The 22,501-nt window shown below is 52.8% G+C and carries 20 protein-coding genes and 1 tRNA gene; 10 read left to right on the top strand and 11 right to left on the bottom strand.

All coding sequences use genetic code 11. The features are described from left to right. Nucleotides 1–26: 26 nt before the first annotated feature. Nucleotides 27–830, bottom strand: a complete 804-nt coding sequence (locus VB016_04715) for a radical SAM protein (GenBank protein ID MEA4977832.1) — start codon at nt 828–830, stop codon at nt 27–29. Nucleotides 831–1,017: 187 nt separating this feature from the next. Here VB016_04715 and VB016_04710 point away from each other — a divergent pair. The 7 genes from VB016_04710 (at nt 1,018) to VB016_04680 (ending at nt 8,584) form a co-directional block, all read left to right on the top strand. After that, nucleotides 1,018–1,094: transfer RNA gene (locus tag VB016_04710), tRNA-Ala, on the top strand. Between the two features lie 229 nt (nt 1,095–1,323). Then, nucleotides 1,324–3,303, top strand: coding sequence for a proton-conducting transporter membrane subunit (locus tag VB016_04705; GenBank protein ID MEA4977831.1), 1,980 nt, complete (start codon nt 1,324–1,326; stop codon nt 3,301–3,303). Then, complete coding sequence (locus VB016_04700; GenBank protein ID MEA4977830.1) at nt 3,300–4,244, top strand: NADH-quinone oxidoreductase subunit H; 945 nt, start codon at nt 3,300–3,302, stop codon at nt 4,242–4,244. The genes VB016_04705 and VB016_04700 overlap by 4 nt, the downstream gene beginning before the upstream one ends. A gap of 10 nt (nt 4,245–4,254) precedes the next feature. Beyond that, on the top strand, nt 4,255–4,917 hold the full coding sequence (locus VB016_04695) for a hydrogenase (GenBank protein MEA4977829.1): 663 nt from the start codon (nt 4,255–4,257) through the stop codon (nt 4,915–4,917). After that, a complete protein-coding gene (locus tag VB016_04690) occupies nt 4,914–6,371 on the top strand; it encodes a proton-conducting transporter membrane subunit (GenBank protein ID MEA4977828.1) in 1,458 nt (485 codons plus the stop codon). Before VB016_04695 ends, VB016_04690 begins: the two co-directional genes overlap by 4 nt. Further along, nucleotides 6,368–7,825 carry an NADH-quinone oxidoreductase subunit C gene (locus tag VB016_04685; protein MEA4977827.1) on the top strand — a complete coding sequence of 486 codons (1,458 nt, stop codon included), beginning with the start codon at nt 6,368–6,370 and terminating at the stop codon, nt 7,823–7,825. The genes VB016_04690 and VB016_04685 overlap by 4 nt, the downstream gene beginning before the upstream one ends. A gap of 9 nt (nt 7,826–7,834) precedes the next feature. Beyond that, complete coding sequence (locus VB016_04680) at nt 7,835–8,584, top strand: 4Fe-4S binding protein (GenBank protein ID MEA4977826.1); 750 nt, start codon at nt 7,835–7,837, stop codon at nt 8,582–8,584. On the opposite strand, the gene VB016_04675 is transcribed toward VB016_04680, so the two are convergent. The 6 genes from VB016_04675 to VB016_04650 all read right to left on the bottom strand — a co-directional run bounded on the left by VB016_04675 (nt 8,581) and on the right by VB016_04650 (nt 15,729). After that, a complete protein-coding gene (locus VB016_04675) occupies nt 8,581–8,970 on the bottom strand; it encodes a universal stress protein (GenBank protein MEA4977825.1) in 390 nt (129 codons plus the stop codon). The two genes, VB016_04680 and VB016_04675, sit on opposite strands and share 4 nt — an antisense overlap. 65 nt (nt 8,971–9,035) lie before the next feature. Next, a complete protein-coding gene (locus VB016_04670) occupies nt 9,036–9,701 on the bottom strand; it encodes a VIT1/CCC1 transporter family protein (protein MEA4977824.1) in 666 nt (221 codons plus the stop codon). A gap of 843 nt (nt 9,702–10,544) precedes the next feature. Next, complete coding sequence (locus tag VB016_04665) at nt 10,545–11,942, bottom strand: methyltransferase MtaB domain-containing protein (GenBank protein ID MEA4977823.1); 1,398 nt, start codon at nt 11,940–11,942, stop codon at nt 10,545–10,547. A 1-nt stretch (nt 11,943) separates the two neighbouring features. Beyond that, nucleotides 11,944–12,729 carry a cobalamin-dependent protein gene (locus VB016_04660; GenBank protein ID MEA4977822.1) on the bottom strand — a complete coding sequence of 262 codons (786 nt, stop codon included), beginning with the start codon at nt 12,727–12,729 and terminating at the stop codon, nt 11,944–11,946. Between the two features lie 814 nt (nt 12,730–13,543). Next, nucleotides 13,544–14,941 (bottom strand): methyltransferase MtaB domain-containing protein, encoded by a 1,398-nt coding sequence (locus VB016_04655; GenBank protein MEA4977821.1) that lies wholly within the window; start codon nt 14,939–14,941, stop codon nt 13,544–13,546. 2 nt (nt 14,942–14,943) lie between these two features. Then, nucleotides 14,944–15,729: a cobalamin-dependent protein gene (locus VB016_04650; GenBank protein ID MEA4977820.1), complete on the bottom strand. Its 786-nt coding sequence runs from the start codon at nt 15,727–15,729 to the stop codon at nt 14,944–14,946. A 432-nt stretch (nt 15,730–16,161) separates the two neighbouring features. On the opposite strand from VB016_04650, the gene VB016_04645 reads away from it, so the two are divergent. The 3 genes from VB016_04645 to VB016_04635 are packed head-to-tail and all read left to right on the top strand — an operon-like array spanning nt 16,162 to nt 19,022. Next, nucleotides 16,162–16,749, top strand: coding sequence for a GTP-binding protein (locus VB016_04645; GenBank protein ID MEA4977819.1), 588 nt, complete (start codon nt 16,162–16,164; stop codon nt 16,747–16,749). After that, entirely contained in the window at nt 16,746–17,381 is a 636-nt protein-coding gene (locus VB016_04640; protein ID MEA4977818.1) for a hydrogenase nickel incorporation protein HypA, read from the top strand. The genes VB016_04645 and VB016_04640 overlap by 4 nt, the downstream gene beginning before the upstream one ends. Before the next feature lie 27 nt (nt 17,382–17,408). Continuing rightward, nucleotides 17,409–19,022, top strand: a complete 1,614-nt coding sequence (locus VB016_04635; protein MEA4977817.1) for a methylamine methyltransferase corrinoid protein reductive activase — start codon at nt 17,409–17,411, stop codon at nt 19,020–19,022. A 42-nt stretch (nt 19,023–19,064) separates the two neighbouring features. On the opposite strand, the gene VB016_04630 is transcribed toward VB016_04635, so the two are convergent. The 4 genes from VB016_04630 to VB016_04615 form a co-directional block, all read right to left on the bottom strand. After that, nucleotides 19,065–19,856 carry an ABC transporter ATP-binding protein gene (locus VB016_04630; protein ID MEA4977816.1) on the bottom strand — a complete coding sequence of 264 codons (792 nt, stop codon included), beginning with the start codon at nt 19,854–19,856 and terminating at the stop codon, nt 19,065–19,067. Beyond that, nucleotides 19,853–20,671, bottom strand: a complete 819-nt coding sequence (locus VB016_04625) for an ABC transporter permease (GenBank protein ID MEA4977815.1) — start codon at nt 20,669–20,671, stop codon at nt 19,853–19,855. Before VB016_04625 ends, VB016_04630 begins: the two co-directional genes overlap by 4 nt. Before the next feature lie 4 nt (nt 20,672–20,675). Beyond that, a complete protein-coding gene (locus tag VB016_04620) occupies nt 20,676–21,869 on the bottom strand; it encodes an ABC transporter substrate-binding protein (protein ID MEA4977814.1) in 1,194 nt (397 codons plus the stop codon). Nucleotides 21,870–22,069: 200 nt separating this feature from the next. Next, entirely contained in the window at nt 22,070–22,495 is a 426-nt protein-coding gene (locus VB016_04615) for an S-adenosylmethionine decarboxylase (GenBank protein ID MEA4977813.1), read from the bottom strand. Between the last annotated feature and the right edge of the window lie 6 nt (nt 22,496–22,501).

Below are 22,501 nucleotides of genomic sequence, written 5' to 3'. Positions count from 1 at the left end.
ATGGCGTTTCTGACGTAAAACTATCGTCAGTTCATGACAGGGTATGCGGGAATGCCTTCATCGGCCTTCGTTACGACTCCCCTGGTGGCATCGGTCCCCAGGATGACCTCCACGTCGAAACGGTCGTCGTTCCTGTCGAGGGATATGACCTCCTCCGGGGAGAGATGAGAATAGTAGGTGTCAGGAATGTATTTTCTGGCCGCCCTGCAGGCGGCCTCCATCTCCCTGAGGGTCGGCCTAGGATAGGACTGGCCCGGGACCGGGATATAGCCCATGATGTGGAATTTTGATATTCCTATATTCGATAGGTGCTCGGCGGCGGCCTCGATCTGATCGGTCTCGACGCATCCGGGGATGTAGATCATGTTGGTGGCAACGTCCATTCCGCGCCCCACGGCCGATCTGACCTCGCCGTAGATCTTCGCCTTGGTAATCCCTGTCAGTAGCAGGTGGCAGCCCTCGTCCCAGGCTTTGAGGCCGACGTTGGCCGCATCTATGTTATCCAACGAGAGATTGGATCCGTTGGTGTGCCCGAGGGCCGTGGTGGCTCCGAGGGAGCTCTTGCAGAAGGCGAGGAGCCTCGGCAGGTCCTTGGAAACGGTGGGCTCGCCTCCCATGAAGTTGACGCGCGACGGGCAGACCGAAAGCAACGCATCCTCGATCTCCTCCGGCCTCAGAAACTTCTCGGGTCTCGGATATGCGAGGCCGGGAGTTCCGTTGGGACCGCTGCGGAGCTTGTAGCTGCAAATAGGACATCGGAACGTGCACCCATAATTATGTACGGTTGCAAAATCGTGCTTCTTATTATAGGTCACATTATAGAATGCCATGCAAATCCTATGTTAAAATGTGGCCACCCATATATAACATTATTACCGATTTGAGATTAGTGTTACCAGGATAATACATTCTTGTTATCCGTATGCATCAAGAACTGAAACAGACTTTGCTGGTACGATATTTACGGTTCGATGTTGCAAATGTTTTATATCTTACCTCTGAATGACAGTCACTGATGGGCAAGTAGATCAGCCCGGTAGATCGCTTCGTTCGCAACGAAGAAGTCGCGAGTTCGAGTCTCGCCTTGTCCACCATTTTCCCATCCGAGTGTTAAAATCGGTCGGTCGATTACGATTGGTCGCGTATCTCTCGCGGCGACTTCGACCGGTCCGACATATTACGTCATAAAAACGTTCTGTCATTTTTCTCGGGTTCTTTGAGCGAACATCTGACCCGTTCGACAAACAATCGAAGAAAGCTTGGAAATCAAAGACGGTAGAACAAACGTTTAAAATACAATGAGCCTGTGGCCCGTTCATTCGAATGGATATCCTTAACGTGCATTTGCAGGATGGGGCATTGGCAGCGGTATTCTTCGTCGCTGTATTCGTACCCGCGGTAGCGGGTATGATACTGGGCACTTTCTCGAAATCCAACAAAGTCGCCAACGTGGTGGCCAGCCTATGCATTGTTTCATGCTTGGCGGGGGCGTCGACATATTTCCTATGGCGCGCCGGGGTCGATCTCAGCTATACGCTGCCTATCTCCTCTGCCACAGGAGCGTATATGCTGTCGATCGATCAGCTTTCCGCATCCATGATATCCTTTTCGTCCGTGATATTCATGCTGATCGTGGTCCACGTTGTCAAGTCCACATCGGATTCCGGATGCAGATACAGCGCTTTGCTCAACGTACTTTTCCTTGCATGTTTTTCATGCATGGCGGCCGACAGCGTGCTGGTTCTCCTATTTTCCTGGGAAATGGTCACGCTGACGACCTTCCTCCTTTCCAAAAACGACAACAACGAAAAAGCCAGATGGCTGTTCTTCGTGATAGCCCACATAGGAGGCGTGCTCCTCATATGCGCCTTCCTTTACATCTCATCGGTCACCGGGACCCAGGTACTCTCCGAATGGAGGGACCTCGGCTCTTCCCTGGGGGCCGGAACTTCAATGATCCTGATATTGATGATCGTCCTGGGATTCGGTTCAAAGCTTGGCCTTGTGCCCTTCCACGCATGGATGCCGAATCTGTACGCTTCCGCCCCCATACATACCACCGCGCTGCTCTCCACCGTCTGCTCGAACGTGGCCGTACTGATACTCATTAAGAGCATATTCTCATACATCGGGGCCTCTCCCGCCATGACCTGGGTAGCATTTGCCATATTGGCCCTTGCCGCCGTAACGGCCCTATGGGGGGCAATGGAATCCCTGGTCCAGAAGGAGCCCAAGAAGATACTTGCATATTCCAGCATGGAGAATATGGCCCTGGTAGTCCTTTGCATATCCCTCGGGATGATATATTTCGGTGAGTCTCCGGCGCTGGCCAAGCTCGTTCTGATAGCGGCGGTCCTCCATACCATGAATCATGCCGTCTTCAAATCCCTGATGCTGATGACCATCGACACCGTCGAGGACTGCACAGGAGAGAAGAACATAGGAAGGATGGGCGGGCTCTCCAAGGCCCTTCCCGTTCTGTCCGCCGTTGCGATAGTAGGCGTGCTGTCCATGGCGGCCATACCGCCCACCAACGGGTTCGTAAGCGAATGGCTGATGATCCAATCCCTTATGGGGGCCGACCTGGAATCCAAAGGCATGAGCCTCCTTATGCCTCTCGCCCTTGCCGCCGTGGGGATATGCGGCATGATGATGGCTGCATCGTATGCACGCCTCTATGCTTTCGTGTTTCTGGGCAGGCCTCGTTCCGAGGGGATGAAGAATCCCCGCCCCATGAAGAAAGGTACCATACTCCCTATGGCGATATTGGCCATGCTCTGCCTGGGAATGGGTTTCTTCGCCACGGTTATAATGGATGTCATCTCGTCCGGAATAGTATCCGTCACGGGAATGCTTCCCGAGCCCGGGTACAGGAGCGTCATGTCCGGGGAGCTCCTGCCGTTTGTTCTGGGAGCGACAATAGTAGCGATATTGGCACTCCTGCTATGGATTTTTAAAGGGGAGAAGCACAGGGAGAGGTCGACCCGCACATGGGGTTGCGGCGGGAGACTCGAAGACGACATGCAGTATTCGTCCGTAGGATTCTCCCAGCCCCTGGTGAGGGTGTTCCATCCATTCTACGGGGATACGGCAACCGTTAAGGAGTCCGAGGGCAAAGATGAGAAGATCGTTGTAACCGAGTTCACAGAACCTTTTGTAAAGTATCTGTATAAGCCGTTATCTGCAATAATACTGTTCCTGTCGGAGAAGATAGGAAAGACCCAGACCGGTAATATCCAGACATATTTCGCGTACCTGCTGGCGACGCTCGTCGTCGCTCTCCTGGCGGTGAGACTCCTATGAACTATGCGGAATTGGCGATCATGCTGATACAGGCCGCGGCCCTGGTCATGATATCTCCGTTGATAGCAGGCATAATAGGCAAGTTCAAGGCCCTTATGCAGAACAGAGTGGGGGCAAGCATATTCCAGCCTTACCGCGACCTGCGCAAACTCATAAAGAAGGAGTCCGTGGTATCCGAGAACGCATCCTTCCTGTTCCGCGCAATACCTCTCATATGCATTACTTCCATGCTCCTGCTTGCGGCAATGACGCCGTTCATTTACACAGGCGTCCTGGCACCCTATGCGGACGTGATCGCCATGGTCTACATTTTCACCATGTTCAGGTTCGCCATGGTCCTCGGAGGGCTGGAAGGAGGTTCCGCCTTCGGAGGAATGGGCAGCAGCAGGGAGGCCATGATGTCCGTTCTGATAGAGCCGGCCCTTCTACTTTCCATAATGACCCTTTCCGCCATAACAGGAGTGGGATTCGATATAACCGACATATCCTCTTCCATAATAGGGGCCGGTGCATTCGCCATATCTCCGGCCCTGCTGTTGGCCGGAACGTCGTTCGTTATAACCATGGTGGCCGAGAACACGAGGGTGCCCTTCGATAACCCGGACACCCATCTGGAACTTACCATGATACACGAGGGCATGCTTCTGGAATATTCGGGCAGAGGCCTCGCCATGATGGAGATGGCCTCCATGCTCCGGTTGACCATATTCATGGCCCTGCTGGGAACGCTTTTCTTCCCATGGGGAACGGCGATTACTATGGCGCCCCTGGACCTGGCCGTTTCGGTCATTGTAATAATTGCAAAAATGCTTGTGATCGCCTTCGGAATAGCTCTCCTCGAGAGCACCATTGCGAAGATGAGGGTATTCAGGATGCCCAACATGCTGACGGTGTCCTTCGCACTGTCCCTGATGGCAATGATATCGCTGTATGTTCTGTGAGGTATATTTTATGGACCAGATATTGACCAACAATCTCATTGACATCTTCGCCGTATGCATGCTGCTGGCATCAGTGCTGGCAATGGCAAGCGTAAGGATGCAACCTCTCATCAGGTTGTTCATATTGCAGTCCCTGTTCCTTGCGGCCTTCGAGTTCACGGTCGCATATTCTCAGAACGAGCCTCACATTTACATCATGGCGGCCATGACCTTCGGGATCAAGGTCCTTCTGATACCGAGGATGCTGAAATACATCATGTCCCGCATAAAGGCGGATGACGAGATGTCCCTGTCCCTGGGAATACCCGGGTCTATTCTCCTTTCCGCCGCCCTCATAATATTTTCATATTATGTGTCGGAGCCGCTGATAATAACTTTAGATACCGCAGAGAGGAACTCCCTGGTGCTCTCCTTCTCTATAATGCTGATAGGGATGCTCATGATGGCGACCCGCCGCAAAGCCATAAGCGAGGTCGTGGGTCTGCTGATGGTCGAGAACGGTCTTTTCCTTGGAGCTATAGCCCTCTCCAACGGAATGCCCTTCATAGTCGAGCTGGGGGCCTTCTTCGATGTGCTCATGGCCATGATAATTATCGGAATATTCGCATTCAGGATCAACAAATCCTTTGATTCGGTGGATACCACTTTACTGCGGAGGCTGAAAGAAGAATGATCGTAACGATAATGATCCTAGTACCCCTCTTGGCCGGTCTGCTCTGCCTCCTGCCGTTTGGCACCAAGGGCCTGTTCCGCATATCCATAATGGGGGCATTCGCCTCGCTGGCCGCTGCGATCTACTGCTGCATCTCCCCGATAACAGGAAATGTCCTGGACACATCGATATGGTATATAGACAGCCTTTCCGCATTCTTCCTTCTGATCACTGCATTCGTTTCCTTTGCAACGCTGCTGTATTCGAAGGATTATCTGAAGACCGAATGGGACGAGGGCCGCCTTAACGCGAGGGAGATGAGATGGTTCTACTTCACCATGTTCGTATTCATCTCCACGATGCTGATAACCTTCGCCGTACGTTCGGCGGCGCTAACTTGGATAGGCATCGGATCCACCACGCTAGTATCGGCTTTCCTTGTGGGCCTATATAAGGATAAAAGTGCCACCGAGGCATCATGGAAATACATAATGCTCTGTTCAGTGGGCATAACACTGGCACTCTTTGGGATCGCCATGCTTTACGCCGCATCCTCCGGATTCATACCGGACGACAGAGCACTGGATTGGCCGGCCCTCGTGGCCAACGCCGCAAATCTGAATCCGATTTTTATGAAATTCGCGGCCATACTCTTCATAATAGGCCTTGGAATGAAGGCGGGCCTTGCTCCCCTCCATAACTGGTTGCCGGACGCCCACAGCCAGGCGCCCAGTCCCGTGAGCGGAATAATGTCGGGAGCGCTTCTAAACTGCGCCATGTACGGGATAATGCGGTTCTACTCCGTATCGGAGATCGTGAACCCGGACTTCGCCCGGCACATTCTGCTTTTGTTCGGTATCACGTCTCTTCTGGTAGCGGCGGCCTTCATACTGGTATCCAAGGACTTCAAGAGGATGCTGGCATATTCCAGCGTGGAGAATATGGGCCTCATAGCCATAGGTCTGGGAATAGGTACGCCCCTGGCTCTTTTCGGAGCTATGTTCCAGGTTATGGCCCATTCCATATGCAAGCCCCTGGTATTCTTCTGCGCCGGCAATATAACCCAAATCTACAAAACCAGGATCATGTCCGAAATAAAGGGCGTATCTCAGAAGATGAGATTTTCGGGATTCGCCACTGCCGCAGGAGGACTTGCAGTGGCAGGAGCCCCGCCTTTTCCTCTTTTCATTGGCGAGCTGCTCATTATTGGCGGCGCCATAGGTGCCGGAATGTATTATCTCGCAGGAGCTCTGGCTATTCTGCTGGCATTCGTATTCGCCGGCCTTGTCCTGCACATATTCCCGATGCTGTCCGGAACGACCGACAAAGATGTATCGGAACCTGTATCGCGTCTCAGAGCGGGATCTATGGTCCTACTGATGATATTCGCCCTTTTCTTCGGTCTTTTCATGCCGGAAATGGTAAGAGATGTCTTTGACAGCATGGTCCTCATACTCTCAGGAGGTTCCGTATGATAATAAAAGACCCAACGCTCTGTGAATCCAGCATTCTGGGACAGTATCTCAGAACGTATTTTGACGACGGGTGGAGGATCATGTCGATGTTCGCCTCGGAGTCTTCGCCGGGAGCCGAATTGAACATACTCCTCAGAAGAGGAAAAGATATCGTCAGGATAACTTCAGATGTGGAGGGGTCGTATCCGGCCGTTGCTCCGCGCGTGCCGTCCGCCTCCGTATTCGAGAGGGCGATCTGGGAGATGAACGGGATAATTCCCGAGGGTCACGACAATTTGATACCTGCCATATATTGGAGGAAGGGCAACGGCCATCCGCTCCAGAAGGGTGTGTACATCACAGACGGCGAGGTCAGGGCCCCCATACCAAAAAACCATGTGTCCGGACCGGGAGTGTTCGAGATACCCGTGGGGCCGGTCCATGCAGGTGTCATCGAGCCGGGACATTTCAGATTCAGTGTAGCGGGGGAGCCGATAATCCGTCTGAAAATACATCTGGGATATGCCCACAAGGGTATCGAGAAGCTCATGGAGGGGCCCGTATCCTATAACCGCTCATACCTGGCAGAAAGGATATCCGGAGACAACGCGGTGGCCCATGGCCTTGCCCATGCCCATACCATGGAGGGAGATACCGATATACCCGCCAGGGCACGGTACATACGCGTCATACTCTCGGAACTGGAGCGCATACACAATCACCTGGATATTATAGCGGGCCTGTGCACGGACACGGCCTTCAGCGTAGCAGCGGCGCTCGGGACAGAGGCCCGCGAGGAGCTGCTTAGGGCAAACAGGGAGATCTTCGGCAGCAGGATGCTCATGGGCAACATAATTCCCGGAGGAGTGAAGAAGGACATACCTCCCGAGAACATGCCCAAACTGGAAAACGCCGTGATGCGGGCCGGTTTCGCAACCATGAAAGTTGACAGCTATATGAGGCGCTCACCTTCCGAAGTGGACCGCCTAGAGACGACCGGTGTATTGAGGGCCGAAGATGCCGCGAGATTGGGCACTGTCGGCGTCTTGGCAAGAGCCAGCGGTATCGTTTCCGATGTCAGGGCCGAACTGCCCTACGATGCTTACGGGGACCTGTCGTTCAATACCATATACAAGAAGAACGGCGACGTGATGTCCCGTGCGGCCGTCAGGGTGGAAGAGGTATCGGAATCCGTTAGCCTCATTCTGCAATGTTTAAAAGACATGGAGGAGGGGGAGATCAGAACAGAACCGGAAATACCGGACGGCTTCTCCTGCGGCATGGTCGAGTCTCCGAGGGGAGAGCTTCTCCACTGCGCCGATATAAGGAACGGAGATATCTGGAGATACAGCATAAGGGACCCGTCCTTTGTCAACTGGCCCGCCTTGGAGCTGGCCGTTATGGGAAATATAGTGCCCGATTTCCCTATGATCAACAAGAGCTTTGGGCTGTCCTACAGCGGGAATGATGTTTGAGGTGCGGACATGATAAGAAGAAGCCTATTGAATTTTATATCGCAGAAAAGGCCGGCCGAGCCCCAAGATGAGATGGGTGCCAGGCTGCTCCTGATGCCGTTCGCGAATGTTGTACACGGGAAGTGCAGAAAATGCGGCAAATGCGCGGACGTCTGCCCCACCGATGCCATCGACGTCTCCATGGAATGGACCGTGGATCTGGGAAGATGTATATTCTGCATGGACTGCATCGGATCGTGCCCCGCATCCGTCATAGAAGAGATTCCAGCGCCCCTGTACGCCACATCCAGGGACGGGCTTCTGTTCAGCGGTTCAAAACCTCCGAAGGAATCGGATGGCACGATAGACAGAGCCAAGGCGGAGATATTGGGCGAATCCATAGCCTTTAGAGAGCTGGATACTGGATCTTGCAATGCTTGCGAGGTGGAGGTCAACTGCATGTCCAACCCATACTACGACATGAGCAGGTTCGGGATGAAGATAGTCGCATCCCCTAGACATGCGGACGTGCTTCTTGTCACCGGGCCGATGGCCAGAAATATGAGGGAAGCGGCCCTGGAGACATTCGATGCCATGCCCTCCCCGAAGGTCGTTGTAGCCATGGGGACGTGCGCCATATCCGGGGGCATTTTTGTCGAAGGGGACGTCTCCGGAGAGGGCATAAAGGACACCCTGGAAGTGGACTTGTACATACCCGGATGCCCACCTTCCCCTGAAAGGGTGGTCCTGGCCCTCCTTAGAGCTTTCGGACGGAATTAATGCACCACGACCACGTTGCATTTGGCATGGCTCACAACATACTGTGAAACGCTTCCCAGGACGACCCGGTCGATAAATGTCTTATCCGACCTTCCGACCACGATCATATCGCACTTGAATCTTGACGCAGCGGCAAGAACGTTTTCGGCGGCAGGCCCCGGCTCTATTACCGAATGGACCTCTATGCCCTCCTCTCTTGCGGCGTCCTCCGCCTCTTTCATATACGTTTTGACCTTGGCGAACTCTTTTTCATGCTCCACAACGTCGCGTGAAACTATGGAGGAATAGATGTAAAGAGGCATTTTGGAAATCTTGGAATAGTTTATCGCAAAATCCAAAGCTCTCCGCGTCCCCGGCCTCCCGTCATATGCCAGGATAATAGACATGGTAACGTAATCTGTTGCTTTGATTAAATATCTTTTATCGCTCCGGGAAATTAAGCGACGTGCGGTCATCCGCCCATAAAGGTTGCCATGATAGTAACAGACCACCCCACCAGGGTCAGAATAATGGCCATCTTCCACTTATTTGCGCCTATGTATTTGCTCATGGTATAGCCTACAAAAAATAAAGCCACGGCGCCCAGAGCAGAAGCAATAAAGAGGGCCGTTGTAAGATCGGGTATCAGAAGCAGAGGGATCAGCGCCGGAAGGGCCGCGAGAATAGTTATCACGAAACTAGATATGCCTGTCTTAAGGAGGTCGGCCCGGTCCTTGCGCAACTCTTCTTCGGATTCTATCCTCGAAGATAATATCTGCCGCACTATCTGCCGCTCGTCTTTTGGATCTATGGCGCCCAGAATGGTACCGGACAGATCGTCCTCTACTATGGCCTCGCATTCCTCGCAATCGTTATCTCTGCTCTTGGACAGTATCTGTATGTCCCTCTTCCTCTCCAGGCTCCCGACCAGAATGATTATCAGCGCATCGATGACACCCCACGTGAAGTTCATAGAGAATATGATGAAGGCCAGATGGACGTTGGAATCAAAGGTGAATATTCCGGCCTGTGCGGCGTTGACAAAGATCATCGCCATTATGAAACCATAGAGAGCTTCCTGTATGGCCAGCCCCGGCCCCGTATTGGATATTAACTTCCCGGTAAGCCGCATGACCATATTGTGTCAACGGAATCATCCGTAAAAACCCTATCTGTTTCCGTGGAGTTTTCTGAATCCCTTCTTTTGCATTCGAGAACTGGCCCGATTTCGGGCCGTAATTCCTATCCTATGGATATATATCCATTCCATCGGACAATTCTCCCGTGAGATGCCTCCGACAGATGAGCGTCTCGCCTTTCAGGCGTCTTTTTCTGTGTAGGGTCCATATCTCTTCGATGTGCCAGATCGGATTTATTCCCGTTGCGACCTCTGATTAATTCGACATGAAAAATACATTTGGAAATGGATCGGCATATTTTATCATGCATTTGTTGACTGTACTGATGATAGAATGATATTGACATGACAAAACTGTCGACATTAGATCCGTTTTAATATCCTATGCATCTATTAACTGGCTCTTTTTGAAGTTCAATCGTATTCATTATAAGAAAATCAATAGAATATGTCTGAATAATTTTATTTTTTATTATACATATATTTATAAATATATATCTATGCTCTGTTTCATATATATACTACCTAAATTAGTTTTAAATATATGTCGAACAATGTATGGATAGAAGTTGTGAGCGGCGGAAGCCGGGTACCCGGTATAGGTCCTCGCCATGTGGCGTGGGACGGGTGCGTTTCACACCTTCCAAGCCCTCGGGCTTTCTTCTTCCCCCCCCTATTTTTATTGCTTTGGAAAGAACGCATTCTGATGTCACAGATTGTTGTGCAAATATATTCAGACGAATACAGACATGAAAAATGAGCCTCTGTGCCTGCCGCGATCATAGAGGAGGGGCGGCCCCCGGATGGGGGCCTAAAAGGTTTGTTTGAAGTTTTTCCGATGCCTCAGAGCCCGTAGTTCTTTATGTTGAACGCAGGGACGTCCTTGTACAACTTGGTGCAGTACTCGACGAACTTCGCCTCGTCGTCGGGCAGCGCGGCCATCTGCTTCTGGCATTCCTGAAGGACTTCCAGCTGCTTCTTGGTCAGCGGCAGCTCCTTGGAGTTGTATCCGTCAAGGATGATCTTCGCTGCGGTCTCACCGGCGGCCTTGGACCTGAGGTACAGGTTGTTTCCGTTGTCGGCGATGGCCTTTCCGATCATGAAGGCATGGTCGTAGGCGAGGATGTATGCTTCCGGTCCCCTGATTCTGTCGGTGTACATGTACAAGTCCCTGAGGGTCTTGTCCTGTCCCATCTGGATCGAGGTGTTCATCAGAGCGACCTCGTATCCGAGGGCTCCGAGCCAGCATGCGACAGAGGATCCTCCGAATTCGGGGTGGTACTCGACGGACTCGTTGGACCACATGTCACAGGTGGACGCCATCAGGTTGCCCTGCAGATCGCAGTGGGCGCACTGGCAGTTCTTTCCTTCCTGAGAAGTGGGCTTTCCGGCGACCGCCTTGCATATGGGTCCCTCGTAGCCGCAGTCCTTGTCGGGACCGGTGGCTCCGCACTCCCATGCGCACAGGGTCCTCGCTGCCGAGATGGCCCTGGTGATCGCGGAGAACGTCCTCTGAACATCGTTGTCCAGGAATCCGCCGGCCATGAACATGGACGTGTTGGCTCCGGAACAGTTGGTGTCTCCTCCGGGGGTCACCTTGTTCTTCTTGCATATGTCCACGAACTGCTGCCAGATGTAGGTCATGTCTATGGATCCGAGGTAACCGACACCGAAGAGGAAGGCTACGATGTCACCCTGGGTGACCGCGTGGTCAGCCAGCTCTTTTCCGCCTACTGATTCGACGGAGAAGACGTGGGCACCGTTCTCGCATGCCATCTCGGTACATTCGATGAGCTTCTCGGGATAGGTGCGCTCCTTGTCCATTCCGGGGCGGAGTCCGTGGTCTGCCTCACGTTGGTCTGGCACTGTGTGCCTGACGGCGGCATTGATACCGTATTCCTCGTGGTACTTCTCGCACATCTCGGTCTGTCCGGCGATGACAGGCACTGCCAGCTTCTTCTGGTTCATCTGAGAGACCCACTCGGTCTCCAGCTGGAGGTCGGGCATTCCCGCGGTTACGGCCCTGTCGAGGGCGTCCTTCGTTATGTAATCAACGTACTCCCTTCTGAACTTCTCTACGTCCCTCTCCGTTCCCGGGCGGGGCGCGTAGTTTATTTCGGGAATGACACGGCCGGCTCCGACCTTTATTCCGAATCCATACGAAACGGGGTGCTGCGCGCGTCCGAAGATCAGTTCGTCAGCATCTTTGTATGCCATCTTTGTGTATCTGCTAACTGCCATCTTACTCACCTCTAATGATATTGTCCCACTCTTCCCTTACCTTCTTCCAGTCGTATCCGGCAAGGATCTTGTCGGCGATCGGGGGTGTCTGGGCAGCCTTGTCGGAATAAATTCCGAGGTCGTACGAGTTGGCGTACTCCCTGTTGACCGCACCGCCGCATCCCATGAGGGGGGTGTTGAGGCCTTTCGCAATGAATTTTTCTGCAATCCTCGGGAAAGCGGACATCGTCGTGGTCATGAGCGCGGTTCCGGAGACGAACAGGGGCTTGACCTCCATGGTCTTGGCCACTACATCTTCGACAGGGACATCTCTTCCCATGTCGATAACGTCGTAACCGGCCGCCTTGGTCATGATGGCCGCGATGTTCTTTCCGATGTCGTGGGGGTCTCCCTCGGCAGCGTGCATTATCACGGTGGCCTTGGCCTTCATCTTTCCGCCCTCGAGCTTCTTCTCCGCAAGGGCTATTCCGATCTCCATGGTCTTTGCGGCCATCATGATCTCGGGCAGGTAGTACACGTGCTCTGCGTAAAGCTTCGCGACGATCTCCATTCCTGCAACAAGCCCCTCGTTGATAACATCGAGCGGTTTCTTCTCCTTCAGGGCGTCGTTGACGACGGGCCCTACGGTCTTAAACCTCATGTAGAGTACCTCTTCCGCGACCTTTTTAAAAACGGGGTCATGCGGGAGCATCTCTTTAGCCATCTCTTGCGGGGTGGCCGCGACCTGCTGGTCGACATCATAGCGCCTCAGTATTCCACTGAAGTCTACTCCTTTGCTGCTAAGCATATTATTTTTCCTCCCAGGTTTGCACCTGCGAGTTGGCAATAAATCGATGCTATAAATTCCGTTTCGTGGATGGACGATGTATCCAATAATATTTCAAATATGTAATAATATTAAAATTTATGCTTCTGGTACCAATCAAAAAAAAATGCAGTATATAATATCAATAACTTATTATAAATATCATTAATTTTGGAATCGTTATTATTTTTTATTCAAATAAAAAACTATGCATTGTGATTAACATTGTGAAATGAATAATGAAATTTATCGATTATATGATGTAAAAACTGATACCCGCAGTAAAAATGTAATGAAACCATTCCGCGACTGCAGTTAGAAAATTTGTTTTTACGAACTTAACCGATGAATAAGTGGCTATCGCCACTGCATTCGCTGACCATATTATCGTATTCTAGACCTATTGCCAAAAAGCCTACCTTATACGAATCTCAGTCGCGTATACGGGTCAAATATTCGCGCGAATAAGGCCGACGAAAAGAAATCTGTATATACTTACGTTGAAAACAGATTTCGCCTCACGAAACGACCTACAAACGACCGAATGCTCGAGCTCTCATTTATCGCATCGGGGGCGGGAGACAGGCGGGATTAACATCACACGGTGCCGAGGGGTTTCTTCATCTCATGATTTCCTTCCATTATCTATTTGAGCCTTGCCCTGAGGCCTGCGATTTGCGGGAGGACGGGCAATCTTAAGAAAGTGAGATCTGACGTGGAAATTGCAGAAAGAGAAAGAAGGGTGCCCCGTGCTACGGGGGCTTAAATGGTTTGTTTAAGAGGTTTGCCTGATTTCTCAGAGCCCGTAGTTCTTTATGTTGAACGCAGGGACGTCCTTGTACAACTTGGTGCAGTACTCGACGAACTTCGCCTCGTTGTCGGGCAGCGCGGCCATCTGCTTCTGGCATTCCTGAAGGACTTCCAGTTGCTTCTTGGTCAGCGGCAGCTCCTTGGAGTTGTATCCGTCAAGGATGATCTTCGCTGCGGTCTCACCGGCGGCCTTGGACCTGAGGTACAGGTCGTTTCCGTGCTCGGCGATGGCTTTTCCGATCATGAACGCATGGTCGTAGGCGAGGATGTATCCCTCGGGCCCCCTGGTCCTGTCGGTGTACATGTACAAGTCCCTGAGGGTCTTGTCCTGTCCCAGCTGGATCGAGGTGTTCATCAGAGCGACCTCGTATCCGAGGGACCCGAGCCAGCATGCGACTGAGGATCCTCCGAATTCGGGGTGGTACTCGACGGACTCGTTGGACCACAGGTCACAGGTGGATGCCATCAGGTTGCCCTGCAGGTCGCAGTGCGCGCACTGGCAGTTCTTTCCTTCCTGGGCCGTTGGCTTTCCGGCGACCGCTTTGCATATGGGTCCTTCGTAGCCGCAGTCCTTGTCGGGACCTGTGGCTCCGCACTCCCATGCGCACAGGGTCCTCGCGGATGCGATGGCCCTGGTGATCGCGGAGAACGTCCTCTGAACATCGTTGTCCAGGAATCCGCCCGCCATGAACATGGACGTGTTGGCTCCGGAACAGTTCGTGTCTCCTCCGGGGGTCACCTTGTTCTTCTTGCATATGTCCACAAACTGCTGCCAGATGTAGGTCATGTCTATGGATCCGAGGTATCCTACACCGAAGAGGAAGGAAACGATGTCACCCTGGGTGACCGCGTTGTCCGCCAGCTCTTTTCCACCCATCGATTCGACGGAGAAGACGTGTGCACCGTTCTCGCAAGCCATCTCAGCGCATTCGATGAGCTTCTCGGGGTAGGAGAACTTCTTGTCCATTCCGGGGCGGAGTCCGTGGTCGGCCTCACGCTGGTCAGGAATGGTCTGCCTCATAGCTGTGTTGATTCCGTACTCCTCGTGGTACTTCTCGCATATTTCCGCCTGTCCCGAAACGACCGGCACGGCCAGTTTCTTCTGGTTCATCTGCGAGACCCACTCGGTCTCCATCTGGAGGTCGGGCATACCTGCGGTGATGGCCCTGTCGAGAGCATCTTTGCATATGTAGTCGACGTATTCTCTCCTGAACTTCTCGACATCCCTCTCCGTTCCCGGGCGGGGGGCGTAGTTGAGTTCGGGTATGACCCTTCCGGCTCCGACTTTTATGCCGAATCCGTACGAGACGGGGTGCTGTGCGCGTCCGAAAATAAGCTCGTCAGCGTCCTTGTATGCTACTTTTGTGTATCTGGTTACTGCCATTTTTAATCACCCCTTACAATGTTGTCCCACTCTTCCCTGACTTTCTTCCAGTCATATCCGGCAAGGATCTTGTCGGCGATCGGGGGCGTCTGCGCGGCCTTGTCGGAATAAATTCCGAGGTCGTACGAGTTGGCGTACTCCCTGTTGACTGCGCCGCCGCATCCCATGAACGGGATGTTCATGCCTTTCGCCATGAATCCCGCTGCGATCCTGGGGAACGCGGACATCGTCGTGGTCATGAGCGCGGTTCCGGAAACGAACAGCGGCTTTACCTCGACGGTCTTGGCTATAACCTCGGTGACAGGGACGTCTCTTCCCATGTCGATGACATCGTAACCGGCCGCCTTGGTCATGATTGCCGCGATGTTCTTCCCGATGTCGTGGGGGTCTCCCTCGGCAGCGTGCATTATCACGGTGGCCTTGGCCTTCATCTTTCCACCCTCGAGCTTCTTCTCTGCAAGGGCGATTCCGATCTCCATGGTCTTTGCGGCCAACATGATTTCGGGCAGGTAGTAAACGTGCTCTGCGTAAAGCTTTGCGACGATTTCCATTCCTGCAACAAGCCCCTCGTTGATAACATCGAGCGGTTTCTTCTCCTTGAGGGCTTCGTTGACAACGGGGCCCACGGTCTTAAACCTCATGTAGAGTACCTCTTCCGCGACCTTTTTAAAAACTGGGTCATGCGGGAGCATCTCTTTCGCCATCTCTTGCGGGGTGGCTGCGACCTGCTGGTCGACATCATAGCGCCTCAGTATCTTGCTGAAGTCTACTCCTTTGCTGCTAAGCATAGTGTTTTTCCTCCCAGGCTTGCGCCTGTGAATTGGTATTCTACTTGAGGGTATAAATGTCGTTTCGTGGATGGATGATAGGTCCTCATCTATATCTATCAAAAATGCCTACTGATACATATATATTTAATATCGGTGTTAAGATTTACTTTATAAACATTTGCCATAAGATACAACAGCCAGCTGTTTTTGTATGTATTATATTTACATCCATCATGACAAAGGTCAATGATGGTCCAATCGATAAAAAACAAGCCTTTTACCACTTATCCATTATAATAATCAGACATCTTGGCGATTCATACATATATAAAGATTTTTTTAACACAGAAATGATATTTGTGTTACTGTATTGCGATCATTGTGGGTCGGTTTGTTATTTCCGAATGTCGTTGGTAAATGCATAAATAACATCTCCTCAGTTCACTAGTCATGTATGTTTATATTCTGGGCGGTTTCCTCGGAAGCGGAAAAACCAGCCTGTTGATGAAGCTCGCGTCAATGTACATCGAGAGAAAATTACGTGTGGCGCTTCTTGTGAACGAATCCGGCGAGGTCGGCGTGGACGGCGCGACCCTCAAGGCCGAGGGATACGATGCGATCGAACTCCCCAACGGGTGCATATGCTGCTCGCTTTCAGGAACGCTTCAAAATGCATTACAGAATATTAAGAGAGACATAGATCCCGACATAATAATCGTGGAACCCACCGGGCTCGCCTTACCGCACAAAGTGAAGGAGCTGGTTCGCATATCTATGATCGACCCAGACGGGACATTCATAATCGGAATTGTAGATGTGCAGAGATTTGACGACCTGATAAAGAAGAAAGAAGAGTTCTTCAGGAGGCAGATGCACGGAAGCGACTTCATACTGATCAACAAGAGCGACCTTGCCACTCCTGAGAAAATGAAAGAAATCAAAGAATGGATGGCTTCCGAATTCCCGAGCAAGCCCTTATTACCTATATCTGTAAAGACCGGCGAGAACTTGGATAAAGTATACGAGATGATGAAATGAAACAGCACGACCACACAGAACACGATGATGCGGAACCGGAGAACTCCATAGAGGAGGCCGGCGGGGCCGCCGTCGGTTTCACAGGGCGCATCATAGGATTCAATGCAGACGCCCAGGCAAGGATGGTGGACGCGCTCTACGAGATCGGCAAATGGGTCGGCGGCGAGTCCGGCGTGCTCCTGGGCCACATCAAGTGCGCAATCTATCTGGAGGACGGCTCCGGAATAACGCTGAACCTCATCGATATGGAGAACGGGGTCGAGATACACGGCACGATCGAGCCTTCCGAAAAGGTGTCGTTCACTCTCATGTGCGCCGTCCTCGATGTCGACGAGGGCGAGCTCGACCATACCATGCACCATGTTCTGGAAGACACCAATCTGGACATCGAGCTCGATCATCACGACTGCAAATGCCACGGGCACGGGCACCACCACGAACATGGGCACGAACATGGGCACGGGCATGACCATGAAGAGGGGGATCATCACGAACATGGAGCGCACGACTGCAAATGCCACGGTCACGAGCACGAGAATGCCCACGAAGGTCAGCATCATCACGATGATGACGATGACGACGGCAGCGAACACCGCGGAGGGTGTTGCGGCCGTCGAAGTCACCGTTATTGAAACGTATTAACAAGCGGAGGAAAAACAATGGAATATGGAATATCTCTAGATTTGGGAACAAGCGGCTTCAGGGCCCATGCGGTCGACCTGAAGGCAAAAAAGATCCTATCGACATCGATAACGGAATGCCATCCTTTGCCCGGCGCCAATATCATGGACCACCTGACATTCAGCATCAGGGTCGGACAGGATGTGGCGCATAACATCGTCATCGACACTGTGAACAAGCTCATCAGGACCCTGGGGATAGACCTGAAGGATGTAGTCAGGCTCAGCATCTGCGGGAACCCCATCCAGCTTTCGCTGGCGCAGAACATTCCCGTGGAAGACCTCGCTTTTGCGGGCGAGAACGCCAAAAGGGTCAGGGGGATCAAGGAACAGAAGAGGGATGCGGGCGTGTTCAGCGCTGTAGCCTGCGGGTTCGACGTCCCGGACAAGACCGAGCTCTATGTGCCGCCCGCCATAAGGCACGAGATAGGCGCCGATGCGCTGGCGATGATGTACAAGAGCGGTTTCCTGGAACAGAAGAAGAACTGCCTTGTCACCGACTACGGCACCAACGCCGAGATGGCCCTGAAGGTAGGAGATGACATATACACCGGGTCGGCCGCGGCCGGTCCGGCAATGGAGGGGCAGTCCATAGAGTGCGGGATGCTCGCGGCCCCGGGAGCGATAAGCGACCTGGAGTATGATTTCCAATGGATCTGCAAGGTCCTCGACGATAATCTGATCCCCCAGAACGGAGACCGGTTCGACTTCAGCCTCGGCATCATGTCGGAGGAGGGCCCCATGCACGGAAAGGCCGCCGGAATAACCGGTACCGGCGTCATAGCGGCCGTCGCCGTGGCGATAGAAAGCGACCTCTGGAAGAAAGGTAAACTGACCACCGATGACGGAAAGATGCATCTTCAGGATGGCGTCTTCATCACCAGCAACGACATATCGGAGGCCATGAAGGCCATCGGTGCAATGAGGGCCGGCCATTTCACACTGGTGGAGCACGCGGGCATCGATTTCAAAGACCTTAGGACGATGTACATGTGCGGCGCGTCCGGTACATACGTAGATGCTTTGAAAGGAAGAGACATAGGCCTGATACCCCCGACATGCGACGATATCTATCAGTACGGGAACACGTCCCTGGCGCTTTCCACGGACATCCTGATGAACCCCGAGATCCTGGATGAACTGCAGGAGACCGCGAACAGCATCCGCGCCAACCACATAATGTTCGCCGGGGACTCCATATTCGAGCAGATCTACGTCCAGGAGCTGGCTTACTGCGAAGAGGGCATGAGCATGACCAAGTACAACGATAACAACGTTGCCGCCGGTCTCCAGGCGCTGCCCAAGCCGACCGGGCACCCGAAGGTCACGCGCATATCCATGCGTGACATCGCCGACCTCGGCGAAAGGGGCCTGTTCATCCTTCACGACCTAGGTACCGACCTGACGGGAAAGATGGCCGGTTGCACCGGGTGTAAGAAGTGCGAGCGCGAATGCCCCGAGAACGCACTGACCGTCAGCAAAGACAAGACGATCACCGTGAAGACCAAGAACTGCCTTGGAACGGCGTGCTACAGATGTCAGTACGTATGTCCTGAAAAAGTCATGCAGTTCGACACCCTCAGGCTGTCTTGAAGAAAACTATTTGGGCGGGGTCGTTCCCCGCCCTTTTTTTGTTTATTGCCCGTTCAGAGCCTCCGTGTGCACGATGGGTCTGACGTTCTCGTCCTCCAGTTGGTTCAATATGTGCTTGCGCAGTTTGATGAACTCGGGCGAGGCGCGGTCCCTGGGCCTCGGAATATCTATTTCGACAATATCCTTGATGCTTGCCGGGCGTTTGGTCAGAACCACTATCCTGTCGGAAAGGTAAACGGCCTCGTCCACCGAATGCGTGACGAATAATATCGTCGTGTCCGTCTTTTCGACTATCCTGAGAAGCTCCCCCTGCATGATGTTGCGGGTCTGGGCGTCCAATGCGCCGAACGGCTCGTCCATCAGCAGCACGTCGGGTTTGGTCACAAGCGCCCTTGCGATGCCCACGCGCTGCTTCATTCCTCCCGATAGCTCGTGCACTCTGTGGTCCTCGAACCCTTCGAGGCCCACCGCCTTGATGTAACGTTCCGCGGTCATCCTGCGCTCTTCCGCAGGAACACCGGCGATCTCCAGGCCGAACTCTACGTTTTTCCTTACCGAGCGCCACGGGAACAGTGCGAACTCCTGGAACACCATGCCCCTGTCCGGGCCCGGCCCGGTGCACTTACTGCCGCCGATGACGACCTCGCCCGAGGATGGCTCCATCAGGCCCGCTACCAGCCTCAGCAGGGTCGTCTTTCCGCACCCCGACGGCCCGACGATCGAGACGAGCTCCCCTTTATCGATCTCGAGGGAGAAATCTTCCAGCGCCACCGTTTCCTGTTCGTCTGTCTTGTAGACCTTCCTCAGATGGTTTATCACAATTTTTTCGCTCATTCTATCCCCATCCTTCTGGTGATGACCTTATGCACATAATCAGCAAGGCTGGTTGTCAGTATACCGAGTATCGCGATGATCACTATGCCAGCGTAAACGTTAGGCCAGTATCCCATCTGCGCCTGGATGCTGATGAAGTATCCCACGCCTCCGCCGAACGATGCGTACAGTTCGGACGCGACGATACACATCCATCCTACTCCCATACCTATGCGGAGGCCGTTCATTATGTACGGCACCGCTGCGGGAAGCATTACCTTCACGAACGTCTGGACCTTGGACGCTCCAAGCGTTTTGGCGGCGTCCAACCAGTTCGGGTCTATCTTTTTAACACCGAATATCGTGTTCGTCAGTATCGGGAAGAATATCCCCACGAACACCACGAGGACCGGCCCCCAGGTGTAACCGACGGTGAAAAGGAAGATCGGCGCCCATGCGATCGGCGCGATGGGCCTGAGAGCTTCCAAGGTCGGGGACGAGAACTCCTTCAGAGTATCCGAGTATCCGAGAAGCAGTCCGAACGGCACTGCGAGCGCGAGCGCAATCAACAGTCCGGCGAAGAACCTCTCGAGGCTTATCCCCATATGGCCCCACATGGTCATTCCGGAGACCGCATCGCCGTTCTGGAACAGGAACACCAGCGCGTCCCACGTCATCTTGGGCGTGGGGATCGCCGGATTGTTCAGTATCAGCGACAGGTTCCACCATATCAGGACGAACACGACGAGCGATACGACGGTGATTATGCCCTTCCGCACCATGCGGTGACTCTTTTTGTCCTCGTCGTAGCGGATGTCTTTCAGTGATACTCCCATGTTCTCAGCTCCTCAGCGCGTTGATGGATGAAGAAACTACTGGCGGGGAACCGACGAATCCGATGCTCGCGTGGCCGGAAAGCAGCGCGTTCATGACGTCGCCACCGGACGCGAAAGGCCCTATCAGCTCTATTTCGATCCCGTATTCAGCAAAGAATCCCTGTTCGATCCCCACATGCAGGGCGATCTGGTGTATGTCGGCCGCCAGGTACGCCACCCCTATGTGGGTGACGGCTCCGCCGTAATAACCCAGCTCTTCCGCCGATTTGACATTCCCTTCATCATCGAGCGCATCGGCGATGTACTGCCCCTGTACCAAATGTTCGGTGAATTCCAGCGATGATCCGTATCCGGCATCGCTCAACGTGCTCTGCTGCACGATATTGAGCGATTTGTACGTATCCACGACATCAGCAAGCTGTTGGGCGAGGTTTCCTATCTCATATGCATAGGTGATGTTCGCCAGCGCGGCCTCCGCTACCTCATCGGACATCGGAGTGGCCGAAGAAGACGCAGGGGTGCCGATCCTCTTGGTTATGTCCAGAAGGGCATCGTGATCTTCAGATATTTCGGACGTCGCCTCGGTCACCCATAGAACGGACTTTATGTATGCCGCAAGGAATCTTTCTGTTGCATTCACGTTGCCTGAAAGGAACGAGTTGTTCGCCGCTATTACACAGCAAGGGTGGCCTTGCCAATAGTCGCTGGTCGTCATAAGTTCGATGCACAGGCCGTCATTGACCGCAACCGAATAATGGGGCTCCCATGCGATTCCCCCGTCGATATCGCTTTTTGCATTCATGGTGCTGAGCATAAGGCCCGGACCGACCTGCGTCCAGAACACGGCACCTTCGCTCTCCGTACCGTATTGTACGAACTTCAGGCCCAGATCTTCCTGCACTATGTCCATGAGGATCATGTGTTGGATCGAAGACGGGCCGGGCGTCATGAACACCAGTCCCTCCCACAGTTCGGGATTGACCGCTGTCAATACCCCGTCGACCATCTCGGTCATATCATCTACATTCTCGGTATCGGCCCTGATAAAAATTCCAGACCCGTCGTTGTTCACCCTGGCAAGTATCGAAACAGATTCTTTCTCGGAATCTTCCATCGACAGTATCAAGCCGGATGCGGAGAGGAGCACTATTACGACTCCCACTGACCCCCACATTTTGTAATTCCAGTTCGAGCTCACACATGTAACTGGGATTTTTCAAATATAAATGTTTGTAATTTTAACACATTTTGGATACAATGATACAATTAGGATAATCAAATATGTTATGTTCCTCTGATGAAACAAAACGCTGGCCTAATTGGGATATCGAAAAAGATATCGGCATGAAAATGGTACAAAATGGAAAAAAATATCTCTCTGTATGAGAGAAAAGGGGTTTAGATGTCCCTGAAGGACACCGAGTACTGCATCTTCTTGGCGCCAAAGTATTCCTGTGTGTACTTGGCGGCATTTTCGGGACCGAACTCCCTGCATGAGAATATGTCGACGAATGCGCGGTCAGTGTCCTCGGCGAAGTGGCCGGAGATCAAAGACGTCTCTATGAGCTGTACGAGGGAATATCCCTGGACCTTGGGTTCGTCTCCGAAGAAAACTACCTGAGGTTCACCGTATCTTTTCATGTTGATGTGCTTGGCGAGGTCGATTGCATACTGTGTGATGTGCTCTTTGCTTGCGATCTTGGAATGGTCGCACTCTCCGAGGTCGATCGAGACGAGCAGACCCCAAAGCTTCTCACCATTGTATTTTTTCATTGCCTCCTCGTCGCTGAGGAGTTTGCCGGAATAGGGACTCATTGTGTACATTGTAAT

This window comes from Methanomassiliicoccaceae archaeon (assembly GCA_034928305.1).
GTDB lineage: Archaea > Thermoplasmatota > Thermoplasmata > Methanomassiliicoccales > Methanomethylophilaceae > VadinCA11.
Note: the sequence above shows the minus strand (reverse complement) of the source record. Positions and strands in the feature narration are given on the sequence as shown.

Bases quoted from the DNA above. Each gene is read 5' to 3' on its own strand.
- VB016_04640 (MEA4977818.1), top strand. From the start codon at position 16,746: ATGAAACAGCACGACCACACAGAACACGATGATGCGGAACCGGAGAAC.
- VB016_04695 (MEA4977829.1), top strand. From the start codon at position 4,255: ATGGACCAGATATTGACCAACAATCTCATTGACATCTTCGCCGTATGC.
- VB016_04635 (MEA4977817.1), top strand. From the start codon at position 17,409: ATGGAATATGGAATATCTCTAGATTTGGGAACAAGCGGCTTCAGGGCC.
- VB016_04660 (MEA4977822.1), bottom strand. From the start codon at position 12,729: ATGCTTAGCAGCAAAGGAGTAGACTTCAGTGGAATACTGAGGCGCTAT.
- VB016_04705 (MEA4977831.1), top strand. From the start codon at position 1,324: ATGGATATCCTTAACGTGCATTTGCAGGATGGGGCATTGGCAGCGGTA.
- VB016_04715 (MEA4977832.1), bottom strand. From the start codon at position 830: ATGGCATTCTATAATGTGACCTATAATAAGAAGCACGATTTTGCAACC.
- VB016_04680 (MEA4977826.1), top strand. From the start codon at position 7,835: ATGATAAGAAGAAGCCTATTGAATTTTATATCGCAGAAAAGGCCGGCC.
- VB016_04700 (MEA4977830.1), top strand. From the start codon at position 3,300: ATGAACTATGCGGAATTGGCGATCATGCTGATACAGGCCGCGGCCCTG.
- VB016_04650 (MEA4977820.1), bottom strand. From the start codon at position 15,729: ATGCTTAGCAGCAAAGGAGTAGACTTCAGCAAGATACTGAGGCGCTAT.
- VB016_04630 (MEA4977816.1), bottom strand. From the start codon at position 19,856: ATGAGCGAAAAAATTGTGATAAACCATCTGAGGAAGGTCTACAAGACA.
- VB016_04625 (MEA4977815.1), bottom strand. From the start codon at position 20,671: ATGGGAGTATCACTGAAAGACATCCGCTACGACGAGGACAAAAAGAGT.
- VB016_04670 (MEA4977824.1), bottom strand. From the start codon at position 9,701: ATGGTCATGCGGCTTACCGGGAAGTTAATATCCAATACGGGGCCGGGG.
- VB016_04675 (MEA4977825.1), bottom strand. From the start codon at position 8,970: ATGTCTATTATCCTGGCATATGACGGGAGGCCGGGGACGCGGAGAGCT.
- VB016_04665 (MEA4977823.1), bottom strand. From the start codon at position 11,942: ATGGCAGTTAGCAGATACACAAAGATGGCATACAAAGATGCTGACGAA.
- VB016_04655 (MEA4977821.1), bottom strand. From the start codon at position 14,941: ATGGCAGTAACCAGATACACAAAAGTAGCATACAAGGACGCTGACGAG.
- VB016_04685 (MEA4977827.1), top strand. From the start codon at position 6,368: ATGATAATAAAAGACCCAACGCTCTGTGAATCCAGCATTCTGGGACAG.
- VB016_04645 (MEA4977819.1), top strand. From the start codon at position 16,162: ATGTATGTTTATATTCTGGGCGGTTTCCTCGGAAGCGGAAAAACCAGC.
- VB016_04690 (MEA4977828.1), top strand. From the start codon at position 4,914: ATGATCGTAACGATAATGATCCTAGTACCCCTCTTGGCCGGTCTGCTC.
- VB016_04615 (MEA4977813.1), bottom strand. From the start codon at position 22,495: ATGTACACAATGAGTCCCTATTCCGGCAAACTCCTCAGCGACGAGGAG.